Below are 14,375 nucleotides of genomic sequence, written 5' to 3'. Positions count from 1 at the left end.
TAATGACTATCCAATTTCTTTATGCAAATGCGGATATTCCATTCGCCGGAATATTAGGCCATAACGCACAGCCTATAAAAACGCCCTGAGTTTCACGGTGGGGCGGAAAGCAGAAAGTGTACCATCGAGTTAGACCGCGCGCCTTTGCGGATGTCACTCATTAGGGTGAAAAATAATGGATAACCGGTTTTTAAATGCAAGAAATCATTACGCGGGGGGATAAAACGTCACCGGCTGCGGCTGCAACCGGTGATTTGAGGATTAAATCAGGCTGAAGGCAGCGTTTTGTCGGCACCTGCACCCGGCTTGTTGGACAGGGTGTCTTGCAGCTGTTTTTCGTCCAGCTGTTTACACCATTTAGCCACCACCACCGTAGCCACACCGTTACCGACCAGGTTGGTCAGGGCGCGGGCTTCAGACATGAAGCGGTCAATGCCCAGAATCAGCGCCAGACCGGCCAGCGGCAGGTGGCCCACGGCAGAAATGGTCGCCGCCAGCACGATAAAGCCGCTGCCGGTCACGCCCGCAGCCCCTTTCGAAGACAGCAACAGCACCACCAGCAACGTCACCTGATGCACGATATCCATATGGGTGTTGGTCGCCTGCGCGATAAACACCGCCGCCATGGTCAGGTAAATCGATGTGCCGTCCAGGTTAAAGGAGTAGCCGGTAGGAATAACCAGGCCCACCACCGATTTCTTACAACCCAGCTTCTCCATTTTATCGAGCATGCGCGGCAGCACCGACTCGGAAGAAGAGGTCCCGAGCACGATCAGCAGCTCTTCTTTTATATAGCGAACGAATTTGAAAATGCTGAAGCCGTTGGCACGGGCAATGGAGCCCAGCACCACCACCACGAACAGAACGCAGGTGATATAGAAGCAGGCGATCAACTGGCCAAGCTGCAGCAGCGTGCCCACGCCATATTTACCGATGGTGAATGCCATCGCCCCGAAAGCCCCCAGCGGCGCCAGACGCATAATCATGTTGATGATGCCGAAAATCACGCGGGAGAAACTGTCGATCACGTTGAAGATTAACTGGCCTTTCTCACCCAGGCGGTGCAGGGCGAAGCCGAACAGCACGGCAAACAGCAACACCTGCAAGATGTTACCGCTGGCGAAGGCGCCGATGACGCTACCCGGAATGATATCCAGCAAGAATGGAATGATGCCCTGCTGCTGAGCCTGCTCGGCGTAGACCGCCACCGCTTTAGCATCCAGCGTACCCGGATCGATGTTCATCCCGGCACCCGGCTGCACCAGGTTGACAATCAGCAAACCGATCAGCAGCGCAATGGTACTGACGATTTCAAAATAAAGCAGTGCGATCGCACCGGTACGGCCAACGGCCTTCATGCTTTCCATGCCCGCGATGCCGGTCACCACGGTACAGAAGATCACCGGAGCGATGATCATTTTAATCAGCTTAACGAATCCGTCGCCCAGAGGTTTCATCTGTGCGCCAATGTCAGGATAGAAATGGCCAAGCAGGACACCCAGCGTAATCGCCGTCAGCACCTGAAAATAGAGGCTTTTAAAGATAGTGAGTTTCATATGGACATCCTTTGGGGGAAGACACGCACCAGGCGGTTTTATGGTTATCTCGCCTGTTCATCGCTTGCGCGGAAAATAACACCCGCCTAACAACATGGAAATAATTTGTTGCACCAATAGATACATGTTGATACGAATTTAAGAGCTGAAACGCGCCAGCCCGAATGCAAGGCTGTAAAGGATGTAACCCTTTCTTTGCACTAACGCAAAAGGGGTAGATAAAGCGGGGTATTTCAAGCCAGAGGGCCAGCGGGCAACGTGGATGCCGCCCGCCGCAAAAGGCTCAAGAGGGAAATCAGGCTGGCGGCGGGCAGAACTCGGCTTCAAATTCGCTGCGCGGCAACGGGCGGGCAAACAAAAACCCCTGACCGCTATGAATACCGTGCTGCAGCAGCCAATCGCGTTGTTCGGCATTCTCGACGCCTTCGGCCATCACCGGCAGCGCCAGCACCTCGGAAATCGAACTGACGATGCGCACCATCGCGTCGTCCATCGGCAGTCCCTGAATAAAGCTCTTGTCGATTTTAATCAAATCTATCGGCAGGCATTTCAATCGATTGAGGTAATTGAGGCTGGAATAGCCCATGCCGAAATCGTCCAACGCGATGGAAAGCCCCAGATCGTGCAGTTCCCGCAGCAGCGCCAACGCACGATCGAGGTCGTCAATGCGCACCGTTTCGGTAATTTCCAGCAGCAGCTTGCGCGGGTCAATTCGATGCTGGGCCAGCAGGCTTTTCAGATGCGGGACAAAATTCTCATGCTGCATCTGGATTGGCGACACGTTTACCGCCAGCGGCAGGGTGATCCCCCGAGTCTGCCAATCCGCCAGGATGCGGCAAGCCTCTTCCAGTACCCAGTTACCCAGCGGCACAATCACCCCGAGCTCTTCAGCCAATGGAATGACGTCTGCCGGCAAGGTAAAACTGCCGTCGTACTGCTGCCAACGAAGTAATGCTTCCGCGCCGATCACCGCGTTGGACTGCATATCTATCTGCGGCTGCAGGAACAGGGTGAAACGACGCTGCTCAATGGCATGCAAGATCTCACTTTCCTGCGTCAGACGCTTTTGGGTGCGTTCCGTCAGGCTCGGTTCGAAGAACAACACCTGATTTTTGCCTTCGCGATGCGCCGACATCATCGCCGAGGTGGCGCTACGCAACAGCTGCTCCGCGCTCTCCCCTGCGTTCAGATAATGGGCGATACCGATACTGGCGCTGGGCCGCAGCGGCATTTCCTGCAGGCTCAGCGGCGCATTGATCTGCGCCATGATGCGACGGGCTAACTGCATGGCGTGGAACGGCCGTTCAACGCCTTTAGCCAGAATGGCGAATTCGGTATTGCTTAACTGCGCCAGCACGCCGTTTTCATCAATGCATTCACGTAATTTCTTCGCCAGCGTCAACAACAGCGCTTCACGCATCGTCGGATTAAGTACGCCAGAGGCCTCGTGCAACGTTTCAATGCCGATTACCAGCAGATTGAAACGCTCGGGCCGCAGGCTGGAAGCAATGTGTTGTTCCAGCAGCGCGGTGAACAGCGCCTGATTTGGCAACTCAGTGACCGGATGGCGAGTGCTCATGCGACTCAGTTCGGCATAGGCTTTGGCCAGCCGCTGCTGATTGCGGTTGTAGTTACGCACCAGCAAGCCCAGCTCATCGTCCTGGTGCAGCGCCGGCAACATGAGTTGATGATAAGGCGCTTCTTCCTGGGAAATGTTTTCCAGCTCTTTGGCCATCGCGCGTAGCGGATGCACCATCAGTCGGTTCATACACCAGCTAATGGCGACCGAAAGAATCAAGGCCAGCAGCAAATAGGTCGACAACATGGTCGACAGCATGCTGAGAATAAATTGATACATGCGGAACGAATCGGCCTGCAGCACCAGATAAGCCAATGGCTGCGGGTTGGCCGGCACGCGTTCCAGCGAATAGAGAGGAACGGAAATCTGGATCGGCAACTCGAACAGGCGGGCGATCATTGTCGGTACCGGACGTTCCGGCGGGAAGTTGGCGTGCAGTGCCTGAAATTCGTTCGGCAGCACGATATCCGCGCGCGTCAGGATGCCCACCGGCAACAGCGTATTCAGCACCTTCTTCGTTTCCGGCACGTCCATGCGCAGCACGGCTTCCGCCAGCGGCTGGCGTACCGAATGAGCGATATTTTCCAGTTGCTGGGCATAGTCATCCCTGCGCTGCTGCACAAAATGGAATAACTGGATCACGATAAAGATACAGATCGTCACCAGCGCCACACCGGACACCGTTGCCATCTGTTTAATCGTTAATGAGCGCCTGACCCGCAAACCTGCTCTCCGCTAATTCGGGCTGAAATAAAAAAGGGATGAATAATACCCATCCCTTGAACCGGTCTGAGTATACTCGATTGTTGACTGTTTTTATCTCTTCATGCCCAGGGCAAAACCAAGAAAAACGAGGGTTTCAGTCTTTTCCTAATGAAAGGCTGCGCGCCACAGCCAATTGTGGGACACAGCCTGTACACAGGGTAGCAAAACTCCTCTGTGCCGACACTCCGAATCTCCCTCAGCGGGGTTACTTGAAGTCGGCGTAAGGCGTCAGCGGTTGCGGCGGTAAATCCAGGTCACCCTGCCAACCGGCCAGCGAATAGCGCAGGTAAATCAAAGCGTGGCTCGGGGTATAGTCTTTTGCCTGCTGGATGTCGATGCCGGCACCGAGTGTCCAGTGCGAACTGAGACGCCGTTCGACAATCGCCCGCAGGGTATAGCCGACGCCGGAAGAAGAGCTGCCATCCTCGACGGCAAACTTGTCCGGCAGCGAATCCGGGATCAGCCCCTGCAGCGGGTAACGCCGCTGGCTGTTGGTTTTCGAATGGGACAACGACACCGAACCGCCCAGCTCCCAGGACCAATTATCAGTACGTTGGCGATAGTTTACCGGTATCGCCAGCGACATATATTGCTGCGGGCTGTAATAGCCCCCCTGACCGAGAGAATAACCGCTCAAATCCTTCTGGTAGTGCCACAGCATGGTGTTCAGACCGACGGTGACGCGGCGATTATCTTCGTTGATCAACTTATAGTAATAACCGGCCATAAAGCGTTCACGCTGATTATCTTCAACGTTTTTGCCGGTTAACTGATGTGCGCTGAGGTCGGCCCAGACACCGTGCGCTTCGCCGCGATCGTAGCTGGCGCTAAGGCTGACCCCAGTCGCGCGCACGCCGCCCCAGGTGGTACCGGTATTTGGGTCTTTGGTACCGCCAAACGCCAGCAATGAGCTGGAAATGGGACGGCGCGAGGCCGCCAACGTCCAACCAATGTGGTTCCAGTCATTGCTGTAGGCCAGTCCACCGACCCAGTCAACCACCTCAAAGCCCATTGGTGTGGTGCCGATATCCCCCGCCCAGCGATCGTTTTTCCACCCCACGGCCACGCTGGTGCCGGTGGTTTTCTGACGCTCATCGCCGCTGCACCCCTGAGTATTGCAGGTACCGAAGGTTTCGTAATATTTGCCGCTGCCGTCGGTGGAGAAGCTGCCGGCATCCAACTGTACGGTATCGGAACGGAAAAACGCCCGCCCGTCATACCACGGCATATCGACCTGTAACATGGTGTCATGCGCTTTGTAATCGGAGATGCCACCCGTGCCACTGGAGCTCCAATAATCATGGTCGAGGGTGACATTCACGTCTTGCTGGCGGTACAGATCCGCCGCGTCTGAACGAATGCCCCGTTTAAGCCAGTCATCTGTCGGATTGTTGCGCGTCAGGTAGGTGTAACTGTCGTTATCCTGCGGCACACTAGGGGCAATACCGCTGGCGACCATCGCCTGTTTATAATCCTGCTGGGCCAGCACCGGCTGCTGTTGATCACGTTCGAGCCGTGCCGCGTCGCGGTAAATCAGCGCCTTCGCCTGGCTGGGTGGCGCTAGCGGCGCCGTCGTTTTCAGCCGGGTAAAAATCTCGGTCGCTTTTTGCGGTTCACCAACGGCATACCAGGCGTTAGCCACCCGCCGCTCGCTGTTGTCTGATTCGCTCGGGTCCGGCGCGGCAGTTTGCAGCCGCTGACGTGCTTCACTCAGCTTGCCCTGCGCTACATAGGCTTCTATTTCACCCAACCTGGCATCCGGGTTGTTCGGCTCACGCGTCCGTACGCGCTGATAGTCAGCCAGTGCGGCATCATATTCACCGCGCGCCAGCGCCCAGTCGGCCAACTGGAGATCAATGCGGGTATCCGCCGGCTGGCGGCGCAGATAAGCCACCGCCCCCGGCTCATCGCCCGCAGTACGTAACCGATCGGCATGTTCCAGCGTCGCCTGCATCTTCAAGCGCTGCGCCAGTTCACGCATATTGTCGTTCCACTGCGCGGCGGGCAGGGTATTCAGCTGTGCCAACGCCTGAGTATCACGATCGCTGCCGGAGAGATACAGCGCATAGGCGTATGCCAACTGCGGATTCGCACGCTGTTTTTGCGCCAGTCGACTGAACAGAGCATCTGCCTGTTCCGGCTGCCCAGCCTGACGCAGCGTCTGCGCATAGTGGTAAGTCAGCCAGACGTCATCGGGATCCATCTGCTGAGCACGACGGTATTTCTCCGCCGCCTGATGCCACTGCTTTTGCTGTACGAGCTGGTCGGCCTGCTGCTTGAGCATATCGAGCTGCAAACCTTCCAGCGTGCCACGCAGCTTGTTTTGCTGGCCGCGTGGCAGGCTGTTGAGATAGGCCAGCGCCTTTTCCGGCGACTGCCGCTGATAAATATTCACCAGACCGCGTACCGCGCTGCCGCTGCCGGGATCCAACCGCAGCGCCTGCTGGTAGAAACGTTCGGCGGCAGCATCATCTTTACGCGCCACCGCAACGTCGCCCAAGCCAATTACCGCGCTGCTGTCACCGTTGTCTATCTGTCGCGCCTGTTGGTATTTTTGCTGTGCCAGCGCCAAGTTACCGGCTTTCAGCGCCTTGTCACCTTCATCCACCGCCAGCCAGTAACTGTTGCTCTTGATCAGGCTCTGCCATTTACTGCCGCCGTAGCCGCTTTTATCGGCCTGCAGGGCCTGACGAAACAGGCTCAGCGCCTGTGGACGATTACCGACGCGGGAATAGGCTTGCCCAAGCGCGCCCAGCACGTCGGCGTCATTGGGTGAAGCCGCCAACGCTTTTTTCAACTCTGGAATGGCGGCACGACTGCCGCCCTTGTCCACCTGCGCCAGCCCGCGCACCCGCGCCTGGTAGGCAGGATCCGACAGCAGCGCCTGCTGCCGGGCCAGTTCTTGTCGGGCGCTGACCGCCTGATCGCCGGTTTCAAAAACGCCAAGAAAACGGTTAAGGGCAGCAACGCTCTGCGGACTGACCGGCATCGCTTTGACTTTCTCCAACCACAGATCGGCGGCATCTCCGCGTCCGGCAGGATCGGCAGCTACTTTCTGCAAAAGATCATAGGCCTGGGCGTCGCGATCCTGGCTAAATAGCATCCGCGCCAGCGACATGCGCAGCGGCACGTTGCCGGAATATTGCTGATCCAGCGTCTGCAACTGTTTCAGCGCCGCGGCTTCCTGTCCCGGCAACCGCGCAACCAACCGCCAGTATTCCACCGCCAACTCCAACGTCGGCGGATCGCCGTGGAACAGCTCGTCATACTGCGCTTTCGCCTCCGGCAAACGCCCGGCGGTCGCCATCAGCCGCGCCTGCTGCAGCTTTTGGCGGGTTTCCGGCTGGGTAAGCAGCATGTTCATTTCCGCCTGCCGATAGCTAGTTGACTGCGGCGCAATCTGTTTCAGCTTATCCAACTGCTGCTGTGCCAATGCCAAATTGCCCTGTCGCAATGCCAAACGCATACGCGCGGAAATCACCTCCGGGTTATTCGGATCCATCAGTTCAAGCCGGTAGAGCGACTGGCGAACCAACTCATCTTTGTTGCCAGCCTCTCCAACCCGCACCTGCTCCAGCAGCCATTGTTCCGGCGCAACGGTTTCTGCTCCTTGCGCCTGTGGCAGCATCGCCAGGCTTAAAGGCACCAGGCCCAGCCAGTTTATTCGGAAGTTACGCATTGGCCGCCCCAGGAGGGTTGAAGTTCACCCTGCCGATTAAAACGATAACGTTGTTGATCCCATCCCTGACCAAACAGCGCCAACGAGGCGCTGAAATAGGCCCGATCGCCAGGCGGGTTTTGTTTGATACGTTGGCGCTGCACCTGCAAGGCCTCTGGCTCGTGCGCCAACATCGGCAACATCGACGCCGAGAAACCCACCGGACCATCGCCGTGGGTTTTACCGCTGGCAGTGTCGGTTTTCTCCGGCGGCACGCCTTGCTGAGCCGTTAGCTGCGCCATAGGTTGCAGTTGCTTGAGCAACGCCGCCTTATGTTCATCGTCGTCCGCCAGCATGCCGGCCCACAAATAAACCCGGATGGCGTCATAACTGCCGATATTCGGTTTGACGGTATCCGGCTGCCAGCCTTTGCCGACCTGCCACACCACCCAGTCCGGCGAAAAGCCGTGCGGCGCAGTGTCCAACCACAACCGCTGGTTGGTTTGCTGCATCTTCCGCCATGGGCCATTCAGCACGGCAAAACGTGCCAGCAGTTGCGGGGGTAAATAGCTCGGATTGAGGCGCCAGCGATCTTCCGCCACGAAGCCGACTTTGCCCGGTAACAGCATCAACCCCAGCCCCGGGATATCCGCCACTTCTTCACGAGCGATACGTTGCAACAACAGGGTGCCAAGGGTTTGATAACGGCGGCTTTTCCACAACCGACCGGCTTCCAGCAAATTGTAGGCAATCCACAGGTCGGCATCGGATGCCGAATTGCTGTCTAGCACCGTCCACTGTTTTTGTTCGTTTTCGCCCCACAACCAGGCGGGCAAATGCGCACTGAGATCGCCCGCGGCCAGATTGTTTTCCGTCCATGTCAGCAATTGATCGAAAGCAGGCCGATCGTTTGCCACCAGCGCGAAGAACAGTCCGTAACTCTGGCCTTCCGAGGTGGTGATTCGGTTAGGACTGCTCGGATCGATCACTCGTCCCTGCTCACTGATATAAAACTGTTTGTACTGTTGCCAGGCCGGCCATTCACAGGCTGCCGCCGCGCTGAATGCGCACAGCAGCAGCATGCCGATGGTCAGACGCTTCAACCTCGCAGGCATGGCAATCAGTCCCGGTCTTCAGGTGACAGGCGACGGCGGCTGAAGGCCTTCAGGCCACGCCATAACATCAGCGCCAGCACCACCACGACCACCACGGCGATCACCGCCAGCCACACCGGATGGGTCGACAGCGCGTGCCAGATACGCTCCCACCATGGCAGATGGCCAACATAATAAACATCGCCCACTCGCAGACTGTTCACGCCTGATTCACGGATCACCGCAACCGAGCCAAACACCGCGGCACGCTTGCCGCTGTCCAGCTGCGCCGTGTTCAACAGGTCGTAGCCCCGCGCGCTGTCGGCCAGCAATGCCACAATGCTGCGCTGAGCGTTAAACGGCGACTGCACGCCGATAATTGCGGCCATCGCCCCTTCAGAACTGATGGTGGTTTTGCTGTCCGGCTTGGTGTCTTCTGCCAGCACGTCCATGGTCGGCAGCGGCAACTGCCGGGTCGGTTGTTTGACCCAGCTCTGGGTGGCATCCACCAGCAGGCTGATCTTTTTATCGTCCTTCAGCTCCGGGGGAATAGTGCCGATCATCAAAATATCAGCATCCCGATCCTTGGCCTGCGACCAGTCGTCACTCAGCGTCATCGCCAACGCCGGGTAACCGGTTTGCGCGCCAATGATGCCCATCGCGTTCAGCAAAGCGCTGACCTGCGCCGGTTGCGGCTGCTTGTTCACCAGCACCAGCGTTTGCGACAAATCGGCCAGGCGGCTGAAAGGGAAACCGGCATTGGCAAAGGCCCGCAGGTCCGGCATCGCCATAAAGTGACGGTAACCGGAGAAATCAATGGTCGATGCGCCGTCGATCACCGCATGGTTAGCGGTAAAGGAATAGGTTTCGCAACGACCTTCCGCGCCGCTGGCCAACAGCGTGGTGTAGTCAAAGTCGAAACGCAGTTGGTTGGTCGCCCCCAGACGCAGCGCCGGAATATTGACGTTCTTGTCCGAGTCGATCAGCCCCTGGGTCAGTGGCAAGCGCAGCAACTGGGCCCCCTGCTCATGCTCGGGCACCAGCGAGTAAGCCTGCACGAACTGGTTGTTCAGGCTGACGCTCAGCCGCGAACCGTCCTGAATGCGCGGGGCGGTATAGCGGTATTTCAGGTGCATATCGATGCCGGTACTGCGGATCAGGAACAGGTCCGGCGGCAAATTCATGGTCAACGAAATAGGGCCCGGCTCGATACCACTGGTTTGCAATTGCTCAGCGTACTGCTGCAGCTCGGCGAAGGTCATCGGCCGATCGGTGCGCACCCAGTTAGGCGCATCATAGGGCTGACGCGGAGCCAGCTGTTCGACCTTGTCCACCGTGACGTTTTGGCCACGGAACAGAATATTGCCCTGCGCGATACCTTTCACCGCGGTGATCAAATCGTTGTCATCGCGCCCCTGCACCAGCAGCAGTTTGATGTACGGGTTATCCGGATGGCTTATCATCTCCACCGTCGGCCCGTTGACCGCCGGATAATCCCGCAGGAAATCCGGACGCTGCTTGTTGGTGGCGAAGACGATGGCGTGCTGTTCCGGCAGCTTGTTGTATAGCGTCGGGAACGACTGACCGCGCCACTGTGCTTTGCTGCCGAACCACGAAGCCAAAATGCCTGCCGCGCGCTGCTGAGTGATATCCGGCTGGCCGGCAAACACCATCGGCAAGATCAGTGGGCGGTTGTCGCGGCTGTCGAAAAACGGCTCCGGGAAATGCGACAGTTCGTTCTTCACCGGCAAGGTCTGGAAGCGCAGGTTCAACGAGCTGGATTTACTGACTTCCAACCACAAGGTCGTGCTGGCCGGGTTTTCGCAAATGTTTTGGTAATGGCCGACGAACACCAGCCGTACGCGGTTAAAATCGGTGATATAGCGAGGATCTATCGCCATTTGGATGCGATTTGGTTTACCGAGCTGCTCTTTGGCAAGGGTCGTCACCCCCATCAGCTCATCATTAAGGTACACCTTGACGTGCGATTCCACCGGGATCAGCGACGGTGACGGCGTAAACTCCAGATCAAGCATCGCCTGCGACACCACCTCATCGCTGCGCACGCCGAATTCAACCTGGCCATCCGGCCGCGTACCGCGCAGGGTAAAGGTCCCCGGCGGCGGAGCAATAGTGGCGAACGGCAACTGCACATCACGAACCGGCGCATTCGGATCCACCGGCGCGGCCGATCCCATAGGGGTGGTGACCGACGCATCGGCGGGTATCGTCACCGGCGGCTGTCCGGTCGGCGCGGTGGCGGTTTCAGCCTGAGACAAGGTGCTGATGCCTAAGGCCAGGGCGGTAAACCAGGTTATTTTTCTCGTCATCGTATCATCATCAATGTTATAGCCTGGGGGCCAGGCGAGTGAGCGGGCGGTTTGCCTATACCACTGTCTCTTTTTGGCTGAAGGCCGGGGCTCTGCCAACGCCGTGTGGGATAAATGACACTACCCACGCAATCAGCGTCGTGAACCCGACCAGCAGGCGGCGCACCATCGGCGGTGCATAATCCGCCATACGTACGTAACCCCGGAAGCCCAGCGCCAGAACGTCGCGCAGGCTTTCGATCGGTTTATCTTCAGGGAACCCGTCCTGCCACAACGCCCAGGTATCGGCGCGGGCAAAGGTGCATTGAATAAAATCAATGTGTTCGCGGGTGGTCATGGAAACCATACGGATCCCCACCTTGCTGCCGAACGCTCGGGTCACCACACACGGAAAGCTGTATTCCTGCTGCCCGCGTTTGAGCAGCAGCGACACCTTGTCGCCATCTTTCAGCGCATCCGCTACGCGCATCTCAATGCCCACCCCTCCATCGGAATAATCACGCAGCGTACAAGGGAACAGATGGCCGTCGGCACGAGCGATTGCGGCCGGCATCGCGATCTCTACCCGGTGCGCCTGACGCACCTGTTTGGCCTCTACCGCTACCGCCACCGCCCCACCGAGAATGGTCATGTTGTACAGCACCCACACCAGGCTGATGATCACCGTCATGACTTCATCGGTCGGGCCGTAACCCAGCCGCCAAACGCCGAAGAACAGCCCGGCCAGATTCAGGATCACCAGGAACATATAGGGCCGGGTGATCACCCAGTCGACGTGCTCTTCTTCCACCAGCCCGCCTTTGGCGGTGACGTTGAATTTGCCCTTGTGCGGATTGAACAGCGCCACCGTCGTTGGCCGGGCGATATACCAGGCCAATACCGTTTCGTAGATCTCACTCCAGAAAGAGTGCCGGTATTTCCCCTGAATACGCGAGTTGGTCAGACTGGCGTGGATCATATGCGGCAACACATACAGCGCGATCGCCAGCGCCGGGGCGAAAATGATGTAGGCATGCAGCAACAGGAAAGCCAAGGGCGCGGTCAGGAAGATCAGCCGCGGAATACCGGACAAGAAGTGCAGCATGGCGTTGGCATAACATAACCGCTGCGCCAACTTCAGCCCCTTGCCTAACAGCGGGTTATCCAGCCGGAAGATTTGCACCATGCCGCGTGCCCAGCGAATACGCTGGCCAATGTGCGCCGACAGGCTCTCGGTCGCCAGCCCGGCGGCCTGGGGGATACGGATATACGCCGAGGTGTGTCCACGGCGATGCAAACGCAAGGAGGTATGGGCATCTTCGGTGACGGTTTCCACCGCGATACCGCCGATTTCATCCAGCGCACTGCGACGCAGAATGGCGCAGGAACCGCAGAAGAAGGTCGCGTCCCACATGTCGTTGCCGTCCTGCACCAGGCCATAGAACAGCGTTCCTTCGTTCGGCGTCTGACGAAAACGCCCCAGGTTGCGCTCAAAAGGATCCGGCGAGAAGAAGTGATGCGGGGTCTGCAGCATCGCCAGCTTTTTGTCTTTGAAGAACCAACCCATGGTCAGTTGCAGGAACGAGCGCGTGGGTACGTGGTCACAGTCAAAAATCGCGACAAACTCGCCGGTGGCCTGTTTCAGCGCGTTGTTGATGTTACCGGCCTTGGCATGCTCATGAGTCGGCCGGGCGATATACTTAACCCCCACCTCTTCGGCGAACGCTTTGAATTCTGGCCGGTTACCGTCATCGAGGATGTAAATACTGACCTTCTCTTTCGGCCAGTCGATGCCCAGCGCGGCGTAGATGGTCGGCTTCACCACCCCCAGATCTTCGTTGTAGGTCGGCACCAGCAAATCGATCGTCGGCCAGGTTGCGCTGTCGGCAGGCATCGGCACCGGCTGGCGATTCAGCGGCCAGACGGTCTGGAAATACCCCAACACCAGCACCACCCAGGCATAGGTTTCCGCTATCAGCAGCAGCAGGCCGCAGGTCAGGCTGAGCGGATCGTCCCAGTTCAAGGTGGCGGTATAGCGCCACCACAGGTAGCGGCAGGAAACGGTCAGCGACAGCACGATCAGCATCAGTCCCGGCAGACGGCCTGGTACCCGGCGCACCACCATGGCAATGGCCCACAGCAGCACCACAAACACAAACTGCGCCGGCAGATCGAACGGTTGAGAAATACAGAGTATGGCGAGGATTGCCGCCAATACGCCGACAATGATAAACAGCAGACGGCGCATGCGCTGGCTCATCCGGCCAAGGCGCTCAACCGAACGCTGCTCCAGCCCGGCATTTTCCAGCCGCTGTGGCAGGGTTTGCAGCCACTGGGCGTAGCGCAATTGCAACCGCCGCCAGCCGGCGAAACGATGATGGGTTACAGGTGCACGATCGGTGCGGAACACCAGCAGCCACAACCCTTGCACCAGATAGCGCAGCGCGTCCGCCGGCCGCGGACGGCCGGAGGATAGATGGGGGAACCAATAGCTGCGCGCAGCCCGCAACCGTTGCCAGCCGGGGGATTCGAAACGCAGGAAAATCCAGCCCAGTGCCACCAGCAGCGTGGTGAAAAAGGCGGTAAACGCCGACGAACCATGCCGTCGGTAGTTACGGTAACGCGTCTGCACCGCCTGATGGACCGGCGGCACCAGCAGCAGGTTCATCACCCGGCTCATGTCGGCGTCCCCTTCAGGTTAATCAGACACCAGTTAGCCAGCGTCAGCACTTCATCCGCAGCCAGGCTTTCCGGCCGATATTCCCCCAAAGGCTGTTTCACCGCCAGGGCTTCGGCCATCGCCTCATCGCGGTGGATAACCACCGGCAACAATCCCCCCAGCGTTTGCAGCCACAGTTGGTGTAAATCCTGCTGGAGTCGGCTGGCGGCGAAATAGTGGTTAATCAGGAAACGGCAGCCTTGCGGCAGCGCTTGCTGATGCAGCCGCACCTGGCAGTTTGCGTCCGGAGCAATCAGGGTAAAGACGCAATCTGCCACCGCCAGCGCCTGCTGAGCCAGTGCTTCATCATCCGCCGGCAGATCCAACAGGATCCAGTTGTACTGCGCCGCGGCGTTTAGCTGCGCCAGATTGTCCTGCCAGCGGGCGGGCTGCTGCCGACAAGATTGCTGTACATTCAACCGTTCCGCCAGGGTGAGCTGGCCAAAGGGGAGAAAGTCGAGGTTTTCACAATAGCGCATCGCGCCCTGTTGCCAATCGCCGCCGTCTTGCTCGGCCCGGGCCCAACCCCGCGCCAGCTCGAATGGCATATTAAAATGCAGACGCAGTAGGTTATCCGGCGCAAAATCAATCGCCAATACCGACTCGCCCAGTTGCTGTAATGCCCACGCGAGCGCCGCGGTGACCGACGTCGCCCCCATCCCGCCTCGCAACCCCTGCAGAGCAATCACTGGCAT

Annotated in this window: 7 protein-coding genes; all 7 read right to left on the bottom strand. The window is 58.3% G+C overall.

The annotated features are described in order from the left end of the window. Positions 1-266 precede the first annotated feature (266 nt). Positions 267-1,556: a dicarboxylate/amino acid:cation symporter gene (locus NR114_RS15640; protein WP_020824742.1), complete on the bottom strand. Its 1,290-nt coding sequence runs from the start codon at positions 1,554-1,556 to the stop codon at positions 267-269. Between the two features lie 295 nt (positions 1,557-1,851). After that, the gene (gene hmsP, locus NR114_RS15635; protein ID WP_116691469.1) at positions 1,852-3,858 is read right to left on the bottom strand and encodes a biofilm formation regulator HmsP; all 2,007 of its coding nucleotides are present in this window, start codon (positions 3,856-3,858) and stop codon (positions 1,852-1,854) included. A gap of 247 nt (positions 3,859-4,105) precedes the next feature. Further along, complete coding sequence (gene bcsC, locus NR114_RS15630; RefSeq protein WP_234529279.1) at positions 4,106-7,579, bottom strand: cellulose synthase complex outer membrane protein BcsC; 3,474 nt, start codon at positions 7,577-7,579, stop codon at positions 4,106-4,108. Beyond that, complete coding sequence (gene bcsZ, locus NR114_RS15625; protein ID WP_234529278.1) at positions 7,561-8,673, bottom strand: cellulose synthase complex periplasmic endoglucanase BcsZ; 1,113 nt, start codon at positions 8,671-8,673, stop codon at positions 7,561-7,563. Before bcsZ ends, bcsC begins: the two co-directional genes overlap by 19 nt. A 5-nt stretch (positions 8,674-8,678) precedes the next feature. Further along, a complete protein-coding gene (bcsB, locus tag NR114_RS15620) occupies positions 8,679-10,982 on the bottom strand; it encodes a cellulose biosynthesis cyclic di-GMP-binding regulatory protein BcsB (RefSeq protein WP_020824738.1) in 2,304 nt (767 codons plus the stop codon). Between the two features lie 55 nt (positions 10,983-11,037). Continuing rightward, positions 11,038-13,641, bottom strand: coding sequence for a UDP-forming cellulose synthase catalytic subunit (gene bcsA / locus NR114_RS15615; RefSeq protein WP_174573598.1), 2,604 nt, complete (start codon positions 13,639-13,641; stop codon positions 11,038-11,040). Further along, entirely contained in the window at positions 13,638-14,375 is a 738-nt protein-coding gene (bcsQ, locus tag NR114_RS15610; RefSeq protein WP_234529276.1) for a cellulose biosynthesis protein BcsQ, read from the bottom strand. The genes bcsA and bcsQ overlap by 4 nt, the downstream gene beginning before the upstream one ends.

The organism is Serratia sp. Ser99 (genome assembly GCF_024519545.1).
GTDB classification, from domain to species: domain Bacteria; phylum Pseudomonadota; class Gammaproteobacteria; order Enterobacterales; family Enterobacteriaceae; genus Serratia; species Serratia liquefaciens.
This window is presented reverse-complemented; position numbering and strand designations above follow the sequence as displayed.